The 23,820-nt window shown below is 52.8% G+C and carries 29 protein-coding genes and 4 pseudogenes; 19 read left to right on the top strand and 14 right to left on the bottom strand.

From position 1 onward, the window contains the following. Positions 1-10: 10 nt before the first annotated feature. From MN084_RS05325 to MN084_RS05295, 8 genes and pseudogenes are all read left to right on the top strand, one after another. Positions 11-586, top strand: coding sequence for a hypothetical protein (locus tag MN084_RS05325; RefSeq protein WP_241086906.1), 576 nt, complete (start codon positions 11-13; stop codon positions 584-586). Between the two features lie 7 nt (positions 587-593). Further along, positions 594-848, top strand: coding sequence for a hypothetical protein (locus MN084_RS05320; protein WP_241086907.1), 255 nt, complete (start codon positions 594-596; stop codon positions 846-848). Then, positions 845-1,168 (top strand): annotated as a pseudogene (locus tag MN084_RS19295) (4Fe-4S binding protein); the annotation flags it as partial. The gene MN084_RS05320 and the pseudogene MN084_RS19295, both read left to right, overlap by 4 nt. A 2-nt stretch (positions 1,169-1,170) precedes the next feature. Then, positions 1,171-1,680, top strand: a pseudogene (locus MN084_RS19290) (hypothetical protein); the annotation flags it as partial. 323 nt (positions 1,681-2,003) lie between these two features. Beyond that, a pseudogene (locus MN084_RS19285) lies at positions 2,004-2,051 on the top strand (hypothetical protein); the annotation flags it as partial. A 43-nt stretch (positions 2,052-2,094) separates the two neighbouring features. Next, positions 2,095-2,334, top strand: coding sequence for a MotA/TolQ/ExbB proton channel family protein (locus tag MN084_RS05305; protein ID WP_320416450.1), 240 nt, complete (start codon positions 2,095-2,097; stop codon positions 2,332-2,334). Further along, on the top strand, positions 2,324-2,710 hold the full coding sequence (locus MN084_RS05300) for an ExbD/TolR family protein (protein WP_277400410.1): 387 nt from the start codon (positions 2,324-2,326) through the stop codon (positions 2,708-2,710). The genes MN084_RS05305 and MN084_RS05300 overlap by 11 nt, the downstream gene beginning before the upstream one ends. 10 nt (positions 2,711-2,720) lie before the next feature. Next, complete coding sequence (locus tag MN084_RS05295) at positions 2,721-3,308, top strand: energy transducer TonB (protein ID WP_241086911.1); 588 nt, start codon at positions 2,721-2,723, stop codon at positions 3,306-3,308. Between the two features lie 32 nt (positions 3,309-3,340). Here the strand turns inward: MN084_RS05295 and MN084_RS05290 are convergent, their stop codons facing one another. Continuing rightward, the gene (locus tag MN084_RS05290; protein ID WP_241086912.1) at positions 3,341-6,649 is read right to left on the bottom strand and encodes a mechanosensitive ion channel domain-containing protein; all 3,309 of its coding nucleotides are present in this window, start codon (positions 6,647-6,649) and stop codon (positions 3,341-3,343) included. A gap of 227 nt (positions 6,650-6,876) precedes the next feature. On the opposite strand from MN084_RS05290, the gene MN084_RS05285 reads away from it, so the two are divergent. The 10 genes from MN084_RS05285 to MN084_RS05240 all read left to right on the top strand — a co-directional run bounded on the left by MN084_RS05285 (position 6,877) and on the right by MN084_RS05240 (position 14,656). Continuing rightward, positions 6,877-7,815: a 1,4-dihydroxy-2-naphthoate polyprenyltransferase gene (locus tag MN084_RS05285; RefSeq protein ID WP_330178405.1), complete on the top strand. Its 939-nt coding sequence runs from the start codon at positions 6,877-6,879 to the stop codon at positions 7,813-7,815. A gap of 114 nt (positions 7,816-7,929) precedes the next feature. After that, complete coding sequence (locus MN084_RS05280; RefSeq protein ID WP_241086914.1) at positions 7,930-8,142, top strand: hypothetical protein; 213 nt, start codon at positions 7,930-7,932, stop codon at positions 8,140-8,142. Positions 8,143-8,771: 629 nt separating this feature from the next. Then, on the top strand, positions 8,772-9,464 hold the full coding sequence (locus MN084_RS05275; RefSeq protein ID WP_241086915.1) for a nitrous oxide reductase accessory protein NosL: 693 nt from the start codon (positions 8,772-8,774) through the stop codon (positions 9,462-9,464). 165 nt (positions 9,465-9,629) lie between these two features. Further along, positions 9,630-10,115, top strand: a complete 486-nt coding sequence (locus MN084_RS05270) for a nitrous oxide reductase accessory protein NosL (protein ID WP_241086916.1) — start codon at positions 9,630-9,632, stop codon at positions 10,113-10,115. A gap of 132 nt (positions 10,116-10,247) precedes the next feature. Next, positions 10,248-10,580, top strand: a complete 333-nt coding sequence (locus MN084_RS05265) for a hypothetical protein (protein WP_241087160.1) — start codon at positions 10,248-10,250, stop codon at positions 10,578-10,580. After that, on the top strand, positions 10,543-11,676 hold the full coding sequence (locus tag MN084_RS05260; protein ID WP_241086917.1) for an ABC transporter permease: 1,134 nt from the start codon (positions 10,543-10,545) through the stop codon (positions 11,674-11,676). Before MN084_RS05265 ends, MN084_RS05260 begins: the two co-directional genes overlap by 38 nt. 9 nt (positions 11,677-11,685) lie before the next feature. Further along, on the top strand, positions 11,686-12,366 hold the full coding sequence (locus tag MN084_RS05255) for an ABC transporter ATP-binding protein (protein WP_241086918.1): 681 nt from the start codon (positions 11,686-11,688) through the stop codon (positions 12,364-12,366). Between the two features lie 2 nt (positions 12,367-12,368). Continuing rightward, on the top strand, positions 12,369-13,376 hold the full coding sequence (locus MN084_RS05250) for a hypothetical protein (RefSeq protein ID WP_241086919.1): 1,008 nt from the start codon (positions 12,369-12,371) through the stop codon (positions 13,374-13,376). Positions 13,377-13,401: 25 nt separating this feature from the next. Continuing rightward, the gene (locus tag MN084_RS05245) at positions 13,402-13,896 is read left to right on the top strand and encodes a TlpA family protein disulfide reductase (RefSeq protein ID WP_241086920.1); all 495 of its coding nucleotides are present in this window, start codon (positions 13,402-13,404) and stop codon (positions 13,894-13,896) included. A gap of 79 nt (positions 13,897-13,975) precedes the next feature. Then, entirely contained in the window at positions 13,976-14,656 is a 681-nt protein-coding gene (locus MN084_RS05240) for a sulfite exporter TauE/SafE family protein (protein WP_241086921.1), read from the top strand. 110 nt (positions 14,657-14,766) lie between these two features. Here the strand turns inward: MN084_RS05240 and MN084_RS05235 are convergent. From MN084_RS05235 to MN084_RS05180, 12 genes and pseudogenes are all read right to left on the bottom strand, one after another. Continuing rightward, positions 14,767-15,845 (bottom strand): annotated as a pseudogene (locus MN084_RS05235) (IS3 family transposase). A 45-nt stretch (positions 15,846-15,890) separates the two neighbouring features. Further along, positions 15,891-16,559 carry a phage protein GemA/Gp16 family protein gene (locus MN084_RS05230; RefSeq protein WP_241086922.1) on the bottom strand — a complete coding sequence of 223 codons (669 nt, stop codon included), beginning with the start codon at positions 16,557-16,559 and terminating at the stop codon, positions 15,891-15,893. Between the two features lie 80 nt (positions 16,560-16,639). Beyond that, positions 16,640-17,254 carry a DUF3164 family protein gene (locus tag MN084_RS05225; RefSeq protein WP_241086923.1) on the bottom strand — a complete coding sequence of 205 codons (615 nt, stop codon included), beginning with the start codon at positions 17,252-17,254 and terminating at the stop codon, positions 16,640-16,642. Next, entirely contained in the window at positions 17,251-17,676 is a 426-nt protein-coding gene (locus tag MN084_RS05220) for a hypothetical protein (protein ID WP_241086924.1), read from the bottom strand. Before MN084_RS05220 ends, MN084_RS05225 begins: the two co-directional genes overlap by 4 nt. After that, the gene (locus MN084_RS05215; RefSeq protein ID WP_241086925.1) at positions 17,673-17,939 is read right to left on the bottom strand and encodes a hypothetical protein; all 267 of its coding nucleotides are present in this window, start codon (positions 17,937-17,939) and stop codon (positions 17,673-17,675) included. Before MN084_RS05215 ends, MN084_RS05220 begins: the two co-directional genes overlap by 4 nt. Position 17,940: 1 nt before the next feature. Then, positions 17,941-18,294 (bottom strand): XRE family transcriptional regulator, encoded by a 354-nt coding sequence (locus tag MN084_RS05210; RefSeq protein WP_241086926.1) that lies wholly within the window; start codon positions 18,292-18,294, stop codon positions 17,941-17,943. Beyond that, positions 18,291-18,893 (bottom strand): hypothetical protein, encoded by a 603-nt coding sequence (locus MN084_RS05205; RefSeq protein ID WP_241086927.1) that lies wholly within the window; start codon positions 18,891-18,893, stop codon positions 18,291-18,293. Before MN084_RS05205 ends, MN084_RS05210 begins: the two co-directional genes overlap by 4 nt. A gap of 3 nt (positions 18,894-18,896) precedes the next feature. Next, on the bottom strand, positions 18,897-19,109 hold the full coding sequence (locus MN084_RS05200; protein WP_241086928.1) for a hypothetical protein: 213 nt from the start codon (positions 19,107-19,109) through the stop codon (positions 18,897-18,899). Then, complete coding sequence (locus MN084_RS05195; protein WP_330178403.1) at positions 19,078-19,542, bottom strand: ATP-binding protein; 465 nt, start codon at positions 19,540-19,542, stop codon at positions 19,078-19,080. Before MN084_RS05195 ends, MN084_RS05200 begins: the two co-directional genes overlap by 32 nt. 147 nt (positions 19,543-19,689) lie before the next feature. Further along, entirely contained in the window at positions 19,690-21,783 is a 2,094-nt protein-coding gene (locus MN084_RS05190; RefSeq protein WP_241086930.1) for a Mu transposase C-terminal domain-containing protein, read from the bottom strand. After that, a complete protein-coding gene (locus MN084_RS05185) occupies positions 21,780-22,268 on the bottom strand; it encodes a helix-turn-helix domain-containing protein (protein WP_241086931.1) in 489 nt (162 codons plus the stop codon). Before MN084_RS05185 ends, MN084_RS05190 begins: the two co-directional genes overlap by 4 nt. Before the next feature lie 90 nt (positions 22,269-22,358). After that, on the bottom strand, positions 22,359-22,658 hold the full coding sequence (locus MN084_RS05180; RefSeq protein WP_241086932.1) for a helix-turn-helix domain-containing protein: 300 nt from the start codon (positions 22,656-22,658) through the stop codon (positions 22,359-22,361). A 144-nt stretch (positions 22,659-22,802) separates the two neighbouring features. Here MN084_RS05180 and MN084_RS05175 point away from each other — a divergent pair, with 144 nt between their 5' ends. Beyond that, complete coding sequence (locus MN084_RS05175) at positions 22,803-23,330, top strand: helix-turn-helix domain-containing protein (RefSeq protein WP_241086933.1); 528 nt, start codon at positions 22,803-22,805, stop codon at positions 23,328-23,330. A gap of 215 nt (positions 23,331-23,545) precedes the next feature. Here the strand turns inward: MN084_RS05175 and hybE are convergent, their stop codons facing one another. Continuing rightward, complete coding sequence (gene hybE / locus MN084_RS19280; protein ID WP_445083890.1) at positions 23,546-23,647, bottom strand: [NiFe]-hydrogenase assembly chaperone HybE; 102 nt, start codon at positions 23,645-23,647, stop codon at positions 23,546-23,548. Positions 23,648-23,820 lie beyond the last annotated feature (173 nt).

Genomic DNA, 23,820 nt, shown 5'->3' with positions numbered 1-23,820 from the left:
GAGAGAAGTCATGACCAATCGACACAAACAACAACCACTGGTCATGGCTTCGGTCCTGCTGCTTGGCACCCTCTCGGGTACCGGTGTATCTGCCAAAACAGCGGCAGACGCACCACAAGCGCAGTCCCGGGCCGGAGCTCCAACACAACACCAGCAGCATCAAAACCGCAGAGGCCCAAAACAGTTCATGCTGGCCAATGGCGAAGGGGCTGTCATCAAGCTCTGGAAGCCTGATCTCTCCACCCAGCCAATAGAGAGCAAACAGGGTAGCATCACCATCCCATCCACCGGTGTGGACAACTACCATGCCGTTGTAGCAGTGAAGGATTGGGGATATCTGAAAGAGGCGGTGATCCGTTATGCGTATATGCGCGGAAAACCAAGCGGCCAAAGTTCAACAAAACTTACCGCGACTCAGAAGACTGAATTTGAGATAGTGCCAAATCCCATACCGCGAGAGCACAGTCACTACGCTTCTGACCAAGAGTGGGCTTTTATCCTTCGATTCAAAGAGAAGCCAATTCCACATCTGCCGGTCGTTATGGAAACAGCCAACGGCAGTCGGACTAGAAGGCGTTTCCGATGAGAAGGGGATGGTCCGTCTGCATATCCCGGATGACTTCCCCAATGTAATCGCAGGTGAGCGGGACCGGCGCACAGCCGAATTCAGCCTGAGTGCCGAATATAAGAGTGATGGCATCACCTACCAGACCATGCTCAGCGCTGAATACCGGGTCAACCAGCAGCACTGGCAGGCTTTGAGCCTCGGTATTGCTGTCACTGCCTTTGGCATGCTGGCAGGCGGTTTCCTGGGGCACACCAAAAGTGGCAAGGGAGCATCCGCATGAACCCTTTGAAGAATCTCTCCGTTATTCGCAAGCTGGTCCAGCTCTTCGCCTCTCTCTTCTTTGTCTATGGCGGTCTCTTCGGAGGCTACTACTACCTTAGCGACAAATTCAGCCACGCCCTGCCGGCCCTGAGTTGCGCCTATGGCACGGATGGGACAGATATCTGTGCGCTGCTCCCGTTTCAGCACCAGATGGATCACCGTTTGGGCACTGTCATCGCCAGTGGCGGCGACCTCATGGCAGGCATTATGCCCACCCTGATTACCCTGGGAACCTTTCTGCTGTTTTTCGTCTTCCTCAACAAGGCATTTTGCGGCTGGAGATGCCCACTGGGCACCTTCCAGGAGTTTTTGCACATGCTGGGGCAAAAGCTCGGATTGCAGAGAAAGGAGTCCCTGAAGCCAGGGCTGGTCGAACGAGTCCGTCCGGTGAAATGGCTGATATTGGTGATTCTGGTATTTGGTTTTCCTCTGCTCACCGGACTCGGCTGGGTCAACCACGACTTGAGCGATCCCTTCTGCAAAATCTGTCCGAGCCGTATTTTGAGTACCCTGGCTGCCGGAGACACCACCCAGCTTTATGTGGATACCTCCAATACCACCACCCTGGTCATCTCACTGATTGCCGATTTTCTGTTTGGCCTGATGGTGGCTCTGGCACTCACTGTACGCCAACCCTTCTGTCGCATCTGCCCGATGCTGGCACTGCATGCCGTATTCAGAAAACTGGGGCTGTTACGGCTGGTAAAAATGCCACACCACGCTGTGAAAAATGTGGTATCTGCGCCAAGGCCTGCCCGATGGATATCACCGAAATCCACACCGAGATGGAGAAACGGGATGTCACTTTTGAAGATTGCACACTGTATGGCCGCTGCGTGGAGTTCTGCCCGGACAAAGATGTGTTGCAGTTGAAATACGCCACCTTCCCAATATTCAGTGCAAGCCCTGAATATTTCAAGGACTGTAAAAAGGCACAGATCGCCTGGGAGAAGAAAAATCTTCTGAACCCTGGAAAACAGGGGGATTGCCAAGCGAGGATCATCCAGGCCATGGTGGATGCAGACCGTGAGGGGGTAAAAGATCTGCACGGCGTGGGGACAAGAGTGCGTTCCCATGAGCTGCAACGTATGGAGTTCGGCCTGCGTACCCTGGCATCCTCGGCAATACAGCACCTCTGCTGGGGCTCCTTGGCACCATCACCGGCATGATCAAAGCCTTCATGGTAATCGAAGGCCGGGGGAAAGGTGGATGCCCAAACTCTGGCCGAAGATATCTGGGAAGCGATGATCACCACAGGGGTCGGCCTTGCGGTCGCCATTCCACTACTGATACTGCTCCATTTTCTGGAGGGTATCGTAGAGCGCAGAAGTCAATCCATGGAGAGCTGTATCTCCCTATTGCTGGAGCGTCGCGCCAGCGATCAGCCAGCACCTGAATCTATGGATAAAACCCACCACTGGGAAGAGATTACCGATGGGGTCTGAGCGACGCAGACACTCCAATGTCGTTCTCAACCTGACGCCGTTGATCGATATCGTCTTTTTGCTGCTGGTCTTTTTCATGCTGACAGCGCACTTTATCGAAGACGAGAGCATCGCTATCGACCTGCCTGAGGCGACAAGTTCGGCCAAGGCGGATGATGAGGGCTTTGTTGAGGTCGCCATGACACCGGATGGAGAGATTCTGGCGATGGCCGTGCCATCGCACCGGAACATCTGGAGCAGGCTCTCAGGGGCGCCCTTCACGCCCCAGGGAAAAGCTTCGTTCGTCTGCGTGGCGAACATAAGGCCAACTTTAGCCTCGGCGTGCAAGTTATCGATGCCGCCCGTGGTGCCGGCGCTGAATCCCTGGACATACTGACCGAAAAACCATGAAACCCCAGGATCTGAGTTGGCGGCTGGGTGCCATAGCAATCTCTCTGCTGGTTCATGGTTTTGCTCTGGTCAACCTGCTCAATGGCTCGGTAGACGCTAAACCACTCAGGTTAGAGACACCGAAGATCACCCATGTCCGGCTCAACTTCCCACCACCGCCTCCGGTCCTGCCTGAACCTGAACCAAAGGTGGAACCTCCGCCTCCCGAGTTTAAACCAATATCAAAGCCAAAGCCAAAGCCAAAGCCAAAGCCAAAGCCTAAACCGGTCAAGAAAGCGCCTGAACCACCCTGGGAGATCATTCCCGGGCCCACACCGCCGCCGGTGCAAAAAACAGCCTCCATATCTCCCCCGAAAAGGAGTCTGATCTCCCGGGAAGAGTACCTGGCAACCCTGTTGGCGCATATTGAAAAGCGAAAATCCTACCCCCGGGCCGCACACCGCCGCGGTGTAGAAGGAAGCATAAAAGTCTCCTTCACTCTGGGATGCGATGGTTCAGTGAGTAACATCCGGACCACAGGTAGCCACAAGCTGTTTGAAAAAATCCACATCAAAGGCGATGATGGCCTCCCTGCCCCTGCCTAAGCCACCCACCGGCATCAACTGCCCGATGCTGGTTAATTATGCGATGGCATATAAGTTGAAATAGCCGGGTCCACTGACCGCAGATGAAGATCCCGCTGAGGGAATGGTATCTCGATATCGGCCTTGCGCAGAGCCGCCTCCAGCGCCATGTGCAAATCATGAGTCAGAGGCATACGCAACAGACGCTCTCGAACGAAAACGCGGATCTCGAAATCCAGTGAGCTGTCGCCGAAACCAACAAAAAAAACCGTCGGATTGGGCTCCTTGAGTACATCAGAATGAGCCGTGATGACATCCACCATTATCTGGTGGGCCTTCTTGGTGTCAGAACCATAGGCGATGCCCACCTTGATCACCAGACGCGTAATCGGATCGGACAGCGTCCAGTTGATTAATGGATCGATAATGAAAGTCTTATTCGGAACCACCAGCTCTTTGTTGTCCCAGTCTGTAATAGTGGTGGCACGGATGCGAATGCGGCTCACAGTGCCGCTGATATCACCCACAGTGACGGTGTCGCCAATTCGGATGGGTCGCTCAAACAGGATCATGATACCGGAGATCAGGTTGGCAAAGATCTCCTTCAGACCAAAACCCAGCCCTACCCCCATGGCGGCCACCAGCCATTGTACGTCATCCCAGGCAAGACCAACCAAGGCAAGGGCAGTTACTGTTCCGGCGGCATAAATCAGGTAACGGCTGATATTGGAAACGGTATAACGTGTACCAGGGTCCACCGCCATCGGCTGAAGCAGTGCTATCTCCAGCAGCCCGGGCAGATTGCGTCCGGCCACAACCATCAGCACCAGCACCAGGCAGGCCAGCAATACATCCACCAGGGAGATGGGGGTCAGTTGCTCCCCTTCCACTCCCAGGGAGATGTGCTGCCAAAGCACGACATCACCCAGAAAACCAAGTGCCGGCATCAGCCCTGACCAGACCAGCACCAGCACCAGCAGACCCATCATCGCCACCAGTGCCAGCACACGCAGCAGACGCCGTGTCTGTTCATTGATCGTGGCGAGGTTGATCTCTTTCATATCGAGGGTATCCGGTAGACCCTCACCAGCAGCCTCGGCAATCTCTTTGGCTTCCCGGGCCTCCTGCACAGCTTGGCGCTTCGCCCTCGCCCGAGCAAGTGCCAGCCGCCGCTCGGCCACCAACAGCCAGCGCACCGCCAGATAGTAGAGAACAAATACCAGCAAACCGGCTGCTATTGACTGGAGCAACAGACGTCCCAGCTTCACTGCCGTGTAGTGATACCCCTCAAACGATAATAGAACCAACAACAGTGTTATCATCAGGGCCAGAGGGTACCAGAAGGCACCCCGCCCCCAACCGTTACGCCCCTCTCTCTGCATAGAGTCCGGCGCCCCACTCCAGGGGTTGAGGGTCAGGTGGGTAAAGAAGCCAAATATCAATAATCCGATAATAAAGACACTCCTTCCCAGGGTGTTTCTATAAATCTCATTATCCTGCCACTCAGTGACACCGACAATAAACACGGCAGTAACCAGCAACGGCACGAGCCAGTACAGATGCCGCCTGAACAGAGCAGTGACATCAGGCTGCCAACGGAAATGCACCTCGGCCAGTCCATTGGGTATAAGCAGATAACGAATCACCTGAAAGACAAAGAAGATGGTCAGGCTGCGTCTGAATCCCTCGCCAACTGCGTCACTGAACGGATGAACGCCACTCTTGATCAGCATCCAGCCCAGAGCAGCGAGCAGCATCACCCAGGGCAGTGCCAGCAATAGTGTATAGAGAGAGGCACGGAGGGTAAGCAGGAAGCTGTCCTGGCTGACATTACCTACTTTCACCGCCATCTGTTCCAGGTCTCTGCGCATCGAAGGCCTGACACTCAAAACCAGCACAAAGAGGATTAACGCCAGCGCGCCTCTGAAAGGTCTTTCGGCAAGCCCATTTGATATGCTCCACACTACCTCTCCCCAGTTTTTCCCTGAAAAGACCCAACCGATCGCACCCACTGTCTCTTTTATAACATCCATGTTCAACGGATTGGCACTGGGTATCCAGATCAGATTACGGTCCAGCAGTGCAGCATATTCGCCCGCCTTGTTACCCAGTGACTGCTGCCCCAGGCTCAGGTCACTGAGCAACTTCTCATAACGGATATAAGCAGCCTGCAACTTTTCCAGCAGTTGAAAACGGTCGCGATAAACTTTTTCCAGCTCCTTCGTCAACACCAGCCACTGCTGTTCTGTCAAATCAGTCGGTTTGACCCGCTCCAGCTGTAGGGCTATCTGCTCATCTGTGGCCAACTGCTGGCGCTGGTCCTCCAACCGGAATTGCTCAAGGCGCAATCCAGCCAGGCGACGCTGCTCTTCCTCTAGGCTCAGATGCAGTTGGGTAACATCAGGCAACTCTTTGCGTTGGGAGCGCAACACCTGGCCAAGCAACTCATCGTCAAGACCCGTGATGTCGAGCTGCTGTTTTACCCGCCCGAGGTTATAATTGATCAGGGCCATTTTCCCTACCACCCGCTGGCGATCCCGGGCAGCCTTTTCAATCTCAACCGCCAGCGCACTCAACTGCCCACTCAGGGTGGCATTCTCTTCTAACGATGATTGAATCAATTGATGCTTGCCAGAGGCCTCCAGCCAGGCCTGTGCCGCATCCTGTATCGCCCGGTCGGCCTCAGCGGCTCGGCGCTCGTTCATCAACTCCTGCAGCGCCTGGACCCGGCTCTCTGCCTGCTTCGATGCCTCCCGGGCAAAATTGATCCGGGCATTGAGCTGCTCCATCCTCGGCCCATAGCTCAACCGCTCCATCTCCAAGCGGTTAATACGACTCATCAACGCCTGCTGATTCGTCAGCATCGATGTCCGGCGGGCTTCAGCAGTAAGTGCTGACTCACCCAACACCTCAGGTGATCCAATACTATTCTCGACTTCACTCAGCCGAAACCTGACCTCTGCCAACTCCAAGCCAGTCTGCTCCGGGCGTGCCCGCTCACTTGCCAGTGTCGCTATCAACTCAGACAACCGGGTCTGCGCCAACTTCTGGTCGGCCTCTGCCTGACCTAGCCATTGGGATAAGGCATCCAGGGTCGGATTTTGCGGCAAAGACAGAGGCTTTTTCCCCAGATCCCTCGCCTGCTGCAGGGATTTGGCCAGCAGTTCTTTCTGCTTTGCAGCCGTATCAATGGATTGCCGGTAACGGGCGACAGCCTCTTTGTCCTCCTGCGAGGCTTTGAGCCGGTTGAATGCTGAACGAAAAAGCTCCAGCGCAGCCCTGCTTGCCTGATCCAGCTCCACAGATGTCTCCAACTCCGACATCCTGGCCTGAATCTGCATCAGTTCCAGCTTCTGAGACAAAATCAGTGCTCCTGTCTCATCCTCCTCTGCCTGCAACGACAGCGAGAAAAGAAAAACTGCCAAAAAAATCCAGGTCAGCCCGAGTCTAAAAAGCGGTATTGAAATCAATGAATGTATCCCTATAAATTCAATCAGATTTATTTGACATAAATCCATCATCTGCCAAACCATCAAACCAAACAAATGCTATTTCTTATCTAAATTATTTGGTGCTTGCTCGGAAACTCTTGAAAAAGGATAGAATAGCCGTTTTCAACTCAGCCACAGAGCTATTATTCATGGGCTCAGATTTTAACAGGCAGGTTCGGCACTGGTTACTCGCCATCCGGCCAAAAACACTCGGTATCTCACTGGCACCCGTACTGGTGGGCAGTGCATTGGCATGGAGTGAACAACAGGAGCTGCATTGGCTACCTGCCCTGGCGGCACTGATTGCCGCCCTGCTGATCCAGATCGGCACCAACCTGCACAACGACGCCGCTGATTTTGAACGTGGAGCCGATACCCACGAACGCCTGGGACCGAAGCGGGCCACGGCCCAGGGCTGGTTCACCGCGGCGGCAGTAAAGCGTGCCGCCAAGATCAGTTTCTCCCTCGCCTTTCTCACCGGCATCTATCTGGCGATGATCGGTGGCTGGCCGATTATCATCATCGGCTTACTCTCTCTGACCGCTGGATACGCCTATACCGGCGGCCCCCGACCGATCGCCTACAGCGCCAGTGGTGAGCTGTTTGTGTTTATCTTTTTTGGCCTTTTTGCCGTTATGGGCAGTTACTACATTCAAACGCTGTCGCTCTCGCTGAATATTTTTTTCTCTGCCTGTGCCGTGGGCTTTCTGGCTGCGGCGGTACTGCTGGTAAACAATTACAGAGACCTCGACTCTGACGTGAAAGCCAGCAAATTCACCCTCACAAACTATCTTGGGCGTAAAAACTCCCGGTACCTCTATATGGTGCTACTGCTGGTGCCCTTTACACTGCCCATGGCACTGCAGACAAGCTCCGACAATAATTGGCTGATCCTCTCCGCACTCCCGTTGGCACTGCTGCTGTTATATCGTCTCACAACGCTGCAACCCGGTCCGGTTTTCAACCAGATCCTAGCGCACACAGCTCAGCTCCAGTTGCTGTTCAGTGCCCTGCTGTCTGTCAGCCTGATCATTTGATGATCATCTCCAGCTTTAAAACAACCCCCTACTCACTCCCTTTTATTCAGCCTTGGCAAGCAGCGTCCGGAATATGGACAAAATGAAAGGGCTGCCTGGTTCAAGTCGAGACAGATGGCCGAGGTAAAGTGCGACCTTGCGCCCGATGAGTCAGTCACCCGGTTCACAACCAATAACAGGCGGGACAGTTTTCCCGACGCCCGGATGATCATCAAACTCGCCATCAGAGGTGGAGTGCTTCCAAGCCTATCGCCGGCCAAGGAAGCCAGCCGATTGGGACTGCATACCGTTGTTGCAAGCACATTGGAAGCCGCTCCCGGCACATAGGCCGACGCACATCTTGTGCAGCCGCTATTGACCATATCAACACACCCGTCACTCATGGCCTTGCACCAGCCACTGGTTCTCAGAAAACCTGGGAGCGGCCCCTCCATCGTCCGGAGAACACTTGACCTTGGTGCCGGACCTGGCACGGGTTTCATCTGAAAAAAACATAAACAGCACCGGCAGAAAGCCAGTTTAGCGGAAAACTGAGGTTAAATTAGACACAACCTTCTACCCCTGCCATCTTTCTAGTCCCCGTCCGGAAACACCGCTTTCACCACAAAGAACACGGTAGCTTCTCATTTACACTCTGCAAATGTTGATGAGGGGCTATGGTGAGTTATCTGTTTCTGGATGGAGATGACCTGAAAAGCGGCTTGAGAGCACTAATCCCCCATTGGGAGCCCCAAAAAAATATGCGTCATTTGCCACACATTTTCAACGAAATAAGGTAATCAACGCAGACATCTCCACTTAATTCATTCTGTTGAAGAGATTATTGCGATTCGTCAATGGCCATTGCCATTTTCAGCCTGACAATTACTTTGGTAGCGACCTTTAGCTTTGCGAATAAACTTGTGGAAGGAGGTCTGCGACTTCCCTTCCCGCATAGAACCAACCGGGAGAAAAAGATGAGTGACAAACCAACCATGGATCGCCGCCTGGCGATGAAAATGCTGGCAGCAACCGGTATCACCGGATTCAGCGCCGCCAGCTTGGCTGCGAACAAAAGTATCGGCGCTATGGTTCCCGGTGTCGGTTGGGTCACTGCCTCCGGGGAAAAAGGAGAACATGACGGAACACCGCTCCAGTTCATGCCGAAGAACCCACCAGACGATAAACCTCTGGAAGACGAGCTGAAAAAATATCCCCGCTGCCCCTACTGCGGCATGAGCCGGAAGCAGTGGCATCACAGCCGTCATCTGGTGCAGTATGATGATGGCTTGGTGGATGGCACCTGCTCCATTCATTGCCTTGCCATCAGCCTTTCACTCAACCTCGACCGGGGTCCAAAGGCGATCTATGCTGCCGACTTTGGCTCCAGCGCAGCAATAAAGCCTTTGGTTGAAGTGGATAGTGCGACTTATCTCATCGGTGCAAAACTCAAAGGCACCATGACCATGAACAGCAAAATGGCATTTGCCAGTGCAGATGCCGCCAAAGCCACGCAGGCTGCAAAAGGCGGTGAGTTGGCCAACTTCGATGGCGCCCTGACCCAAGCTTATGCAGGCATGGCAAAAGATACTATGGGCATTCGCAAACGCCGTTTGGAACGCCGTAAGAAAATGATGAAAAAGATGATGATGCAGAAGAATAAAGGCTGACCCAAGTCGGGATTGCGGGGGGGGGGGTACTTTGTACCTCTGCGATCCTTTTTCCGGTTTCCGATGGCCCCCCTCAGCGTGAAAATCGACACTGTATATTTTATGGAAGTCAGGTATGCATTCCCACGCGAAGCATGGGCATGCAACGAAAACAGTAAAAATCACATGATCAAATACCTCACACTGGCCACACTCCTCCTGCTCTCCACGAGTCTGAATGCAGAGACACTGGATATTCCAGCGCCCGGATTGAAGGACACCTGCCCCGTTTGCGGTATGTTTGTAGCCAAGTACCCGGAGTGGATAGCCACCGTTCTCTACAAGGATGGCCATGCTCACCATTTTGACGGTGCCAAAGACCTGTTCAAATACCTGTTGGATCTACCCAAATGGGCACTAGGCCACCGTGCTGAAGATATGCAGACCATTGGCGTCACTGAATATTATGGTCTCACCCGCATCCCTGCCCGTGACGCCGTCTACGTCATCGGCTCAGATGTCCTCGGCCCTATGGGGCATGAACTGGTGCCTCTTGAAACCAGAGAAGATGCCGAAGAATTCATCAGTGACCATGCCGGCAAACGTATCCTTACATTCCAAGAAGTTACCCGCTCGCTGTTGATTAACCTGGATAACGGCGTTTTTGAATAGCCGAAAAAAGAGTCGGCAATTGAGTTTCATCAGTACAGGCAAACGAAGCATCCCTGAGAGTGTGCAACATTCCGGATCGCAGTGAGCCTCTGTTACCCACGACCTGACATTGATGAGTTATTGGTGAGTAGAATGCGAAAATCCGATCTACTGTTTACCTGTTTTGGCATTGCCGGCCTGCTGTTGCTGCTGACGGTGGTAGATACCTGGATTCGCGGAAAAAACCTGGAACCCCACCTGGAGAGAGTGGCAACCCAGGTTCGCGATCTTGAATTAACCGATTTAAGCCTGTTTACCGAAGCACGTTACACCCGGCACCTGACCCAGGCGGATTATCACACCGCCTTCCAGGACCATCCATTTGCCATTGAGCACTTTCCAAGCGGCTCATTGGTAATTCCACCTCTCCACCTCTTAAGCGCAGACTATGAAAGCATTTCTTCTCAAGCAGAAATATCTGATTGATTTCACTCTCTCATCACTGCTGCGCAGACCAGGCAAAAATCTGGGATTGCTGCTGGTCTATACCCTGATCGTCTTTATGCTTGCGTCAGTGATGCTGTTCACTCATGCGCTACGCAGTGAAGCTGTGGCAGTGCTGGAAAACTCACCTGAGATCATCATCCAGCGCATGGTGGCCGGACGTCACGATCTAATCCCGGCGAGCTATCTGGATAAGATTGGGCGAATCAGAGGGGTGATCGGGAAGCACGGCAGACTATGGGGCTATTTTTATGACCCGGCGGTAAAAGCCAATTACACTTTGATGGTCCCCAGAGACCGGGAACTCAAGGCGAGTGAAATCGTTATCGGATCGGCCATCGCCCGCACCCGTGGACTCAGTATCGGCGATATCCTCAGCTTCCGCTCCGCCGACAGCCGCACTTTTTCATTCAAAGTGGTGGATACCCTCCCAGCCGATTCCGAGCTGGTGAGTGCCGACCTGATACTGCTCTCGGAGCAGCAGTTTCGTGACTTCTTCTCTATTCCTGAGGGGTACTACACCGATTTGGTACTGCGGGTGCGCAACCAGAAAGAAACGCGTAAAGTGGCTGAGAAGCTGACCGTCAAACTGCCGGACACCCGCCCCATCTTGCGGGAAGAGATCATCCGTACCTATGACAGCATCTTCTCCTGGCGCCAGGGCATTGTCTTTGTGCTGATGGTCGGTGCCATTCTCGCCTTTGTCATCTTCGCCTGGGACAAAGCATCCGGCCTGAGCGCTGAAGAGCGTAAGGAGATCGGCATACTCAAGGCAATCGGCTGGGAGACATCGGATGTCATCCGGATGAAATTCTGGGAGGGGTCCATTATCTCCCTCGCCGCATTCCTACTGGGGTATCTGCTCGCCTACCTTCACGTCTTTTACGCTTCAGCCGGTCTGTTTGAACCGGTGCTGAAGGGATGGGCCGTGCTCTATCCTCAGTTTCAGCCTGCCCCTTATGTCGATGGTTTACAGGTCGCCACCCTCTTCTTCTTCACCGTCTTTCCCTATACGGTGGCCACCATTATTCCCATCTGGCAGGCGGCAATTACCGATCCTGACAGCGTAATGCGCTAGGAACAGTCAGTGAAACGAATCCAGCTAAAGCAGATAAAAAAGGCCTTCAACCAGGGCCAGCCCAATGAATTCTGGGCTATTCGTGGGGTGGACATAACGATAAACCCCCACCAGGCAACCGTCCTCAGAGGTCCAAGCGGATCGGGAAAAACCACCCTGTTGTCGATGATCGGCTGTCTCTCGCGCCCCACTTCCGGCCGCATTGAGCTGGGTGACCGTACCTTCTCGGGGCTGCCCGAACGTTTTATGACAGAGATAAGGCGCAGTACCTTCGGCTTTATTTTCCAGCAGTTCAACCTGATCAAAGGGCTCACGGTACTGGAGAACATCATGCTCCCGGCCTACCCTCTCGGACTTGACCACGGCGAGCTGAAGCAGAGCGCCATGAAGCTGCTGAAGCAGTTCGGCCTGGAGACCAAGGCGCCCTCAAAAGTGGAGTGGCTCTCCGGGGGCGAGGCTCAGCGGGCCGCTATTTGCCGTGCCATGATCAATGACCCTGAAATCCTGATCGCCGACGAACCCACTGCCAATCTGGATACCAAACTCTCCAGAGAGTTCATGAAGATAATCCAGGAGCTGCTGAATGAAGGCAAGACGGTCCTGCTCACCAGCCATGACCCCGAAGTGTTCAACTCGCCTGTCATTAACCGGGTGATCGATATCCGCGACGGATTGGTCGTGGAGGAGTAACCGTGCTTCTCAACCCCTCTATCCTTGCCTTGGTCACCGTCTCAGGCATCGTTGCATTCATGCTGCTGCTGTCGGCATTTTTCGCTCAGCAGGTGATGCGGCATTGGGATATCAGCAGTGGCAGCGAGAAGCAGTTGGTATTGGAGCGTCGCACCTACCTGATCACCACTATCGTCGCCTACTGCTTTGCCGCCGAACTGGTGGCCCTGCTGCTGTTTATCTATAACGCGGAGCAGATGTCCTCTCAGGAGGTCGGTGCCATGTGTGCCACCGGCGTACTGAATGTCGACCCCTACGGCTGGCCCACGCTTTATCTGAAAATCGGGATATTCTTCTTCGGCGCCGCCTGGCTGATGCTCAACAAGATCGACAACATGGCTTTTGACTACCCTCTGATACGGATTAAATATGGCTTGTTGCTGTTAATCGCGCCCCTGGTAGTCATCGAGTTTATAGTGCAGATCGCCTATTTTACCGGCATGGACCCGGACATCATCACCTCCTGTTGCGGCAGTCTGTTTACACCCGAAGGTGAAGGTGTTGCGGCGGAACTCTCTGGTGTAGAGCCAGCCACCGCCCTGATCGCCCTGATTGCCAGTGGTACCGCCGCCCTGGGCAGCGGTGTCTGGTATCTGATCAAACGCAAAGGCGGGATCGCCTTTGCCGCGCTTAACGCCATCGCCTATCTTGTTGCACTGGTGGCCATTGTCTCCTGTGTGGCGCTCTACATCTACGAGCATCCCCACCACCACTGCCCTTTCTGTATCCTGAAAGGGGGTCATGATTTCATGGGTTACTTCCTTTATGTTCCCCTGTTCATCGCCAGCGCCCTGGCACTGGGCGTCGGCACCATAACCCCGTTCAATAAAATACCGAGTCTGCAGACAATTATCCAAAAAGAGAGCCTGCGCTATATCGGTATCTCAATGCTCTTTCTTATCGGCTTCTACCTTGTTGCCGCTTATGCCATCTTGAGCTCCAACCTCACCATGATGGATGTTTGGTGGTAGCCACCCAATCCTGGATATGCATTTAATGAAACAGATACTCTTTCTCATCACCCTCATACTCTCCTTGGCGCTCACAGGCTGCGGCGAAGAGCAGCAGCAACTGAGCAACGGGCAGCCCGCACCCGGCTTTGAACTCGATAGACTGGAAACAGGGTGCCTCAATTTCCCTGGCGACCTGAAGGGCAAAGTCGTGGCAATCCGCTACTGGGCCGACTGGTGTCCCTTCTGCGAAAGTGAGATGACCTTGCTCGAACCCGTCTACCGGAAGTATAAGGATCAGGGACTAGTGGTCCTAGCCATCAATGTACGGCAGGACCGGGCCACGGCAGAAAAATTTATCCGCAAGCTGAATATCTCATACGACACTTTGTTGGATATTGAGGGAAAGGTTGCCCGAGGGTATGGCGTCATGGGGCTCCCCACCACCTTTTTTATCGAGCGTGATGGCCGGTTGAAGTCGCGCATTCTGGGCGAGTCCACCCCCGAAGTGTTCGAGCAGATCATCCTGGAGATGCTGTGATCAGTGCGCGGACGCTTCAATTCACCGGTGGAACAAACCAATCTCCGCCCATGAGCCGGGCGGATACTGACAGATAAATATGGAATTCACCTACGCTCTCGCTTTCACCACCGGCATCATGGGCACCTTTCACTGCCTCGGCATGTGCGGCGGACTGGCATCCGGCTTTTTTGCCGGCCACGGCTCACGCCAGGGCCTGTGCTTCCAAGTGACTTATCACGGCACACGCATTGCCGTCTATGTGGTATTCGGCGTACTTGGCGCCCTGATCGGCCGGGTGCTGGTACAGGCCGGCATCGTCGGCAAAGGCCAGGGGATTCTGATGATCATCACTGGAACAACCATTCTGCTGATCGGCCTCTGGCTCTCAGAACTGATTCCAGGATTTAAGCCAACAAGGTGCAGCAAAGGTTGCACCACACCCCTTGCCGTCCGTTTTGGTCACTTTAAAAAACCGGGTAAATACCTGCCGAGTCTAGCCGGCATGCTCAACGGACTCGTGCCCTGCAGCCTGCTCTTCTCGATGGGAGTAAAGGCAGTGGCTACCGCCGATCCACTACGCGCCGGGCTGCTGATGCTCTGTTTCGGTCTGGGAACACTGCCTACCATGGCGCTGGTCACCACCGTTGGAGCCGTTATTGGCGAAAAAAGCCGGGGGGTTTTTGCCAAACTCACGGGACTGATAGTGGTACTGCTGGGTGCCTGGACACTCTACGAAGGGCTGATTTTTTACGACATCATGCGGGGACTGGCTAACTAACCACAAACAAAGCAAAGCCCCGGATATTCCAGCGCTTTGTCAGAACGGAAACAGAGATTAACTGACCTTCCCCCCATCTTAATACCAAGACTTGGATGAGATAATTCATTCTAAGCGGCCCTATTCACAAAGGCCACAGGTGACAAATAATTTAATGCGCTATGAGGCCGCACGTGATTGTAGTGCTCTCGCCATTGATCAATTTCATGTCTAGCGTCATCAATGGACCTGAACCAATGCTGATTTAAGCATTCATTTCTGAATTTACCGTTTAAGCTTTCTACAAACGCATTCTGAGTAGGCTTACCTGGCTGAATAAAACCTAGCTTAACGCCACTTTCTTTTTGCCAGTAGAACATCGCCTTGCTAGTAAACTCAGTACCGTTGTCGCAGATTATTTGATCCGGAGCGCTCCTTAGCTCAATCACCTGAGTTAAAAAACGAGCGACCTGGTGACCATTGATCGAGAAGTCAGAGAGCTGGCCAATAACTTCTCTTGAGTAATCATCAATCACATTAAATACTCGAAAGCGGCGACCATTAGCCAGCTGATCACTGACAAAATCCATTGACCAGCGTATATTTTTACCAATGGGCATAATCGTTGGCATTCTTGGTCGTATTATCTTCTTGCGTTTTTTAGTCCTCACTTGAAGGCCTTCTTCGTTATAGACTCGGTAGGTCCGCTTCTTGTTTTTCACAAGCCCCTCTCCTCTCAGGAGGCCATGTAAAAACAAATAACCATAACTCGGATGCTTTTTTGCCAGCTCAAGTAACCGTTTGCGTAGAGGCTCATCTTTTCCCCATTGAGTAACGTACCGAAAAGCGGTTCTACTTAAGCCTACTAATTGGCAAGCTCTACGCTCACTTAATTTGAACCGCGACTTAAGGTAGCTCACGATTTGTTTTCTATCAGCAGGCTTTACCACTTTTTTGAGAGCACATCCTTCATCGCCTCAGCTTCAAGCATTTTCTCGGCAAGTAACTTCTTAAGCTTGTTGTTTTCGCTTTCAAGCTCTTTGAGCCGTTTGGCTTCTGAGACATCCATCCCGGCGTACTTGCTTCACCAGTTATAAAAGCACCCGGTTGAAATGCCGAACTGACGACAAATGTCATCAACTTTTACCCCTGACTCATGCTGCTTGATGGCACCAATAATTTGCTCTTCTCTGTAACGCTTCTTCTTCATCTTGAGATCTCCTAATACACAGACTAATTGGAAATCTCATCCTTGTCATGGCTCTATTTCTGGGGGAAAGGTCAACCCTTTAGCGTCTCCTTTATGCTCTTTAAATTGCCTGCTTGGTACATCTCCCTGGCTGGCGTTGTATTCACTCTTTAAAGCTTCGACGATATGCCGGAGCCAGGCACGGTTGCGGTTCCATTTGCCGCTCATATGCTCTGGCACGATCGTTTCGACGTAGGTCATCTCTTTGCCAAGCTGCTTCAGAAGCTCCTCGACACTGGCGAGGAGGCCGCGCTTTTTCTGCTCGACGTCAAGGGCGGCGATAATGGCGCGAAAGTGTTCGGCTTTGCGTACCCACTCCAGGCGTTTGATGCCTGGGCTGGTATTGGGCTTGTTGCCATTGCCGCCGGTGACTTGGTATGCAATGCGCTCTGCGTATTGCCAGCTAAGCCCCATGGAAGCGAGCTGGGCTTCGATCTTGTTCATGTAGTTGGATCGATTGAAGGGCACGCGACCGGCGCGCTTGGGTGGCCTGCGGGGCTCCAGGGCCTGTTTCCTGCGTAGTTCGGTGACCAGTCGCTCCATATCCGCATTGCTCATCGCTTTGCAGCTAGTGTGCCCGGTGTGTGCAAACTGCCACTCGCGCCTGGCGTCTTCATTATTGAAGAGCTTTCTGGCACCGACATGGACGAGTTTAATTAAAGTATTACGGTTCAAGATTGGACCTCCCGATTTTAAGCTCTCAAATGCTGGCCACTGTTTTGGAAATTAAGTGCCGGCATTACACCTCCTGGTTTTTAGAGTGAGGCGATATCGAGACTTAACTGCTGAAATTTCCGGTCGCGGCTGGGCCGGGTGTAGAGGCGGATGTAGGTTTTGGTGGCCACTACCATCAGGCTCTCTTTGATTGCCTGCATGGCCTGTTTCCATTTGTCGTGTTCGATTGCCAGGCGCGTGAGGCCGAGGATGCGGCCTGTATTGATCTCTCCCTCTTTGTCGGTCTGAAAGGCGTGTTCAACCAATGCCTTCAGTTCAGTGCCTGAGTCTGCTGTCCATTCATGGATACACTCATCAATGAGGGCTTTGGCGATCTGCAGGGACTCATTGAAGGCGATGGTCTCACCGACAGCGATCATTACCTTTTTGCTGCCATCGTATGAGGTTAAGCTGATGTTGCCCTTTTGCCCTCCGATTTTTGCGCCATACTTCTCACCTGCCAGCTCGATGAATGCGCTGACATCACCCATCGCCTGGGCTTTGAATGCGGTCATCGATGTGCGCAGCTGGTTGGCGGCTTGGAAGATCTCGGCAACCAGGGCGTCACGATCTCTGTCGATCTCTGCAATGACCTCTTCCGGCACCAGGTGCCCTTGGGCGTTGAGGCGGTAACCTTCTGGAATAGGGCTGATCATTCTGACTCCTGTCTCTGTTGTGCCTGTTTTCTGAGTTCACGTGCGGCCTGCTCATCCTGGTTTTTTGATAACAGCCATTTGTCCGGTGTGAACATCATGTTGCTGTTATCGCTGCGGAGCGTTCCTATGTATTCCAGTTCGGCACACTTTCCCTGCCTGATCTCCTGGGCGGCGTTAAAGAGTGCTTCGGAAATGATGTCCTGGATAACCCTCTGTGATGGAAGGCAGCAGAGCTCTTCCAGCGCATCTGTTACGCGTTCGGCCAGGTGCTGGGTGTAAGGTGGTGTCTTTAAATCTTCCATCCACTCTGTATCGGTTGAAGATAATTCGTTCAGGTTGTGCCGTTCCCGGCATTCACCGCAGACGCCTTCAATCAAGTCGCTGGACCAGCGAAGGCAGAGATCGCAGTTTCCAGAGCTCATGCCGGCACCTCCCATTCGATTTGGCAACGTTGATGCTGGGTCGCATAAACATCCGTGCGGATGCCGTTGCGTTTAATGCACTTGATTCCTCCCTTTAACCCACCTAGTTCAAGATAGGAGGCATCCAGGATGATGCGGGGAATCGGCATTAGGCCGACTTCCACCTGGCGAATAGAGAGCCCTCGTTTGGCCAGGTCTGCCAGGCAGTGGTGAGCGTCTTCCATTTGTACGGCCAGTCGGCCGTTATGCGTTGATCTGTTCATATCAATCCTTTGCTATTCGAGTCTCGGGGCAGCCGTCTCGACATGCACGATAGAGCTGTACCAGAAGTGGGTTGTGTGTGGAAAATGATCGACTCTGATGGTCAATACAGAGATCCGTTTTGATCGTTCCCAACACGGGACAATCAACTGTGCGGTTCATGTACACGCCCTCGACCAGGGCTTGCAGGCGCTCTTTACGCCCGGGATATTTGTCATTTAATACTTGGTTAATCACCGTTGGAGAGGGAAATCCATCGGGCTGGCGCAACCGTGCTGCAACCTTGCTTTGGGATGTCTCTTCACAGGCTTTGCGTAGCGCTTTCAGCCATTTGTTGCTCTTTAGAAGGGGTGTCATTCTTCATTCCCCTTTGGCCAGACGACCTTTCCGGTGTTGGGGTCGAAGACCTGTTTGATACGCTGCACCATGGGCACCAATGGGCCAGTGTCCATGGCCGGAATCAGCATGTAGCCAAGTTGTTCGCCTTGGCCGTGTGTTATCAGGTAATCGGCACGCTTCAGGTAACTGAGATAACTTGTGACGGCTGCGAGTATGACGGGGTGGTCAGGCAAGTTGATGTGGGCTGTCAGTTCACGTGCCGTCAACGGTGAGCGCATCATGCGTAGCAAGCGCCATATCCGTTCCTGTCCAAAACCTTGAGTGACTGGGGTGCCATCTTTTCTTAGACGCGGTGCATCGATGCCTGTGTCATTGATCAGGCTGTAGTCAGTTTGGACGCCATGCCCCTGAATCTGCTTTTTCAGATATCCACCGTTTGTGAGGCACGTGCAGTATTCCCGGATTTTGCCGACGGGTGTGGCACCCTGTAGCTGCCCTCGGATATCCCGCACAGTGAATGAATTACCTTTATCCCCCAGGTTGCGAATTGCTTCCCACATGGCTTGGCGGTCATTGCGGGGCCCCGTTGCCTGGAGGTGGATTGGTTTACACGCCATCGTCTACCTCCTGATCTTGGGTGGCTTGCCGGTGTAGATTGGGCGGTCTCCCCACGTCTTACGATCCACTGTTGACCAGCCGACCTTGGTGGCCTCTTCCCGGATGTTGGCCAGATTGACGATCACCCGCCGTACCGAGCCTTTGGAAAGATCGACCAGGTGCTTGAGCAGGTCATCCGCAATCTCAATGCCGTTGGCATAGATGCGGATTAACAACCGGGCATCTGCCTTGTGCGGGCACCCAGTCGAGCACCCGCCCGTCCAAGCGCTCCCAGCGCTGGATTCTGTTGGGTAGCAGCTCTTCACCGATCAGCATCAAGGTGCCTTGGGATGCCTCGTAGAGATCCTTGATCAGGTTTGCCCCGCCTTCCCGGTCGAGCAACAGCCCGGCCTCGTCAATAATGAGGGGGCGCTGTGAGAGTGAGAGTTGCTGGGCGATTTGCTTTACGAGTTCAGGGATGGTCTTTAATGGGACGATGCGCATGTCCTCAAGGATGGCCAGTAGGAACGCTTTTTTTGTCCAGTTTGACTGTGCCATTACGAAATATGCAGACAGGCGCATGGCAACATGTGCTGCTGCGGTTGATTTTCCGAAACCGCTGGGGCCGTGAAACTCGATGATCCCAGGCAAACCACGCGTGCGGTTCAATGCCCTCTCCAGGGCAGACATGCACAACCCAACATTTGTGAGCGGTGCGATAGTGAGACTCTGTTCTGCTTGTGTCATACTTACCCCTGTACTACTTGTGAATGCACTTCATTAATGCCCCTGGTTGCAGCCAGGGGCGTTTTTCATTCAGCCGTCCGTTTGTGCAAATGACTGATCGAATTCTTCTTCCAGTTTCTGCATCGTCTGGCAGTAATGCGCGTCTTTAAATCGCTCATAAAAAGCTTTTTCATCCGGGCTGAGTTCATCCTGCCGCGCTCCGATCTCCTTCCATAGTTCGTAGCGTTTGGGGTCGTTGTCCGGAGTGATAAATGCGGGTTCGGTCTCTTCAAATTCACGGCGCATCTGTTCCAGATTCGCTTTGGCCATTTCGGTGATAATTGGGTCTGCAGGCTGGGCCTCTATCTGATAGGCACCCTCTTCACGGGCTGAATCAATTTTCCGTTCCAGCCGTTCAACACGCCCGCTCTCACGTTTTGCCCTGGCGTGCTCAAGCTGGCTTTCACGTACATAAGGCCGTGCATTGGCATCACGTTTCGCTGTGCAGAGCAGCTCGCCTGTCAATGAAGATATCCACACCTGCGCGCCGTTTGCCGGATCAAAGGAAACGCGAACCTTGCGGCCGTGATACAGGCCCAGGTCCTCGCTGAAATATCGTCCCCACGGCAGTGATACTTCACCTCGTATTGCCTTGCGCTCTACTGAAGGGAGAAGGTCATGGAGATCGTCGTTTTCCAGTAGTGTCGGCTTCCATCCGTCGGCGATGGCGCGCTCCCATGCCTGGTTGGGTGTTTCGCCCAGCGTGCTGTGTTTTCGGTTGTTGTAATCATCAAGTGCCTGTTGGCAACCGGCGATAAAATCACTCCAGCTCGGTAGTCCGTCACCGTTTTTGTCCGCCTTTTTTAATGCCTTTTTAAAAAACTCCTGATCAGTATCCTTACCGCAGTAAGTAGGCAGTTTTTTTGCTGTTGGCACCCAGACCGAACTGTTCAGTCGCTCAATCACACCGCGCGCCTGGGCACGATAAGCTTCGGAAAACATCAAAGAGGTGCCGATCCGCGACAATGTTGCCCTGTGTTGTTCACCGCGATAGGCGCCGTTGTCACTGTAATGAATCGCAGGCACACCGCATTCAGGGTTGGCCACCATATCCCGCAGCGCTATCCAGATGGCGTACTGGCTTTCGGCAATCCAGGCAGAAAAACCTATTGCTTTTCGGGTGGCGATATCCAGATAGGTAGTGACCTCCGGTCGGAAACGGGTACCGGTAGCCGGATGACGGACATAGGCTTTAAAAAGGTGTCCATCGACAGTCACAACATCCATCGGCCAGAGGCCATCCATGGTACGGCGCACGAAAGGCTTGATTGCTCGGATCGCGTTCTTGCCCATGCGACCGTAGTTTTTAAATTCGGCAGGGATCTCTTCCAGAAAACGCTGTGCAGCGCGCCCATTACTTGGGCCAGGTATGCCGGGGTAATAGGTATCCCAATCACGTGCTATCTTAGCTGCAGAGAGCTTCTGCGGGCGTTGGTATATTTCCAGAAACAGCGGACCCCAGTCGTGATACACCGGTTTGCGACCACACCGTGGGGCCAAAGCCGTTACACCTTTAGTACGCTCACTGATCCATCTGTAGATAGTGGCTCTGTCGATTACGTTTTTGCCATGGCTTTTGCTCTTTGCCAGAAGCAGCGCATCCATGGTGGATTGGGGAAGCTCATCGCTATTTGCCATCCGGATGAACTCTTTAATCGCCTTGCCTTGATTGGCATGCAGGGCCATCTCGTCGATGATAGAGAGAATGGCCAGGCGGGCGTTCATACGATCCCGTTGCTGGTCTTTGAGCTCACAGACCAGAGGGGTTTCTACGGGTTCAGGCAGCTCTGCGAGAGGTTTAGTGGCAATCTCTGAAGCGGCTTGGCGTAGAATGCGGTTCTTTGCATTGTTCGACAGGCGTTTCGCCGCCTTCTGGATCTCTGCCGGGCTTGGCTCATGATGCTTAATGCGTAGCATCACCAGGCTGACTGCCATCTCATCGGGGAGTGATGTTAGAGAATAGAGACGTCTTTGACCTCCCAGGGCCGCCTTTTCCCGGTATGGCCAGCTTGCGCGTTTGGCGCGAGTTGATACGCTTTTTTTACTAAGACCAAGCGCCTCGGCAATCTCAACTAGCGTGGTATCTGGATTACTCAAGGAGTGAACAGGAGATCTCTTGTTCACTCCTTAACTCCGAATTCGAGTTCTGGTTGTTCCGTCTTTCGTACATTCTCACGGTGCCAGACCAAGCCGGCTAAAATGCAGGTCAGGTTATCCTCTGTCACCTGCTGATCGGCTTCACCGTTGTAGTAACGGATCAGCATGCCGAAGGCATCTGAAAAAACGGCCTGCAGCTCATTGGTTTCCATCGCCGAAACGGCTCGACCAGTAGGGATATCAATCACCAGTCTGTTTGCGCTGGAGGCCAGGTAATCGCTGACAAGATGAATACCGCAGAAATGTTCGTAGCCCTGGATCATCGAGGCAGACATTTTGCCGTTGGATAACCACTTATAGAGGCTGTCTACCGACACACCCATCAGATCGGCGATCCGTTCAACGCTTAGGTTTTTCTTCTCTCTTGCATACTCTTTGCAGAGACGAAAGGCATCCCGAAGATTGCTCGGACGCACTCGCTTCCAGTTACGCCGTTTTCTTGGAAAGCTCATAAGTTATCTCCTTCCAAAACGAGTACTGGCGAGATTTTCAGCCGAGGTATAGGCTGAAATCGAATCGAGATAGAAAGAAGGTAGGAATTGTTATCCTTCAACGCGCCTTCTTCTCTGTTTTGGGTTAGACTTTTTGGAGGCATCAGGTGAATGTTTTCTATATCGGGAAGGCCAGATTTTTTCGGGTGGAACACCGATTGCCTGGGCAATCAGCCGTTGACCCTTGGGCCAACTACGCTGTAGCGCATGCTTTAGTGTGTTGCGGCTGGCGTAGCCGTGATGGATAGAGAGCCGAGATAGTGACCAACCGGCTTTTTCCAGGGCGGCTTTGATATCTGCTGGATGCCAATCCTCCCGGGGGTATTTTTTTGTAGGAATTTTATTCTTCATGCGGTGCATGATAGCCATGAAAAATGAGGCGTGTCAACCAGTATATAGGGTATCGCTTTAAGTATTACCCTAATTACGCCACATATTGTTAACGATGAATATAACTATTTGTTTTATAGAGATAATAACGGGAAGTGTTACCCTATGAATAAGAAAATTAAAAAGGGTAACGCTTTGGACGAAGAAAGTAATACCCTAAATAATGGGGTTTTTGACCGATTAAAGAAGCTTCGGGAGCATTTTGGGGTATCTCAAGCAGAGATGGATGGTTTGCTGGGTATTGGGAAGAAGTCCTGGCAGCGTTATGAATCAGGTGGACATACCCCTGGAAGCCAGGTTATTGCAGCGCTCGCACGCCTCGATTGCAATGCCAACTGGTTACTAACAGGGAGTGGCGCCATGATTATGGCTCAACAGCCCACACCAGAACCTGAACCTCCCACGGAACGCTCATCTGGCGAGCAAAAGGAGTGGGAGCGCCAAGCGGAGAAGTTTAGGACAGCCTCCCAGGTTGCTTTCGATATGACAAAAGATGATCCCAGCTCAAACCCAGCAGCTATATGGGCTGCACTGATCGTCGAACTAGTGACACTCCATGGGCTTGAACAATCTGGAGTTGAGCGTCTATATGAAACACTTCGCTCACTACAGGACCGCGAAGAAGCAAAATAGTAAGCTGTTCTCGTCGCGTTTATCTTGACGGTTTTACTTTATTAAAGCCTTTGGGGCTTGATGAGTCGCATTTTCTCATTTTTTACCTAACGATTAAATGCCCTCTAACCCTCTAATTTTCCTTATCATCCCACCTAATCCAATCGTATTGGATCATATCCCGGTTTTCGCTATCTATATGTCGTCTCACACACTAGGCAACATAACCACATTCATCAACCAGGATGTAATAGAACACCAAGCACCCTCCCCTGGTACTCTTGGAAACCTAATGCCTGAACCTTGATTGCCGGGTTTAGAATTGGAATCTCCTGCATCTCTTCCTAGTGTATCTTGTTGAATGTCTGTTCCAGTATATCTGCTACTGCTTGGGGCGTTGCGACCATTTCTCAGTATTTAAAGCTAAAGCCTTGTACTAAAGTGCATGGTTTAACCAGCGGACCAGGACAATAAAATGGGTCTGAACATAAGACGTCATTCCAGGACGGGA

It is taken from the genome of Candidatus Vondammii sp. HM_W22, assembly GCF_022530855.2.
Taxonomy (GTDB): domain Bacteria; phylum Pseudomonadota; class Gammaproteobacteria; order Chromatiales; family Chromatiaceae; genus Vondammii.
The sequence above is the reverse complement of the archived record's forward strand: the minus strand, read 5'-3'. Positions and strand labels throughout refer to the sequence as shown.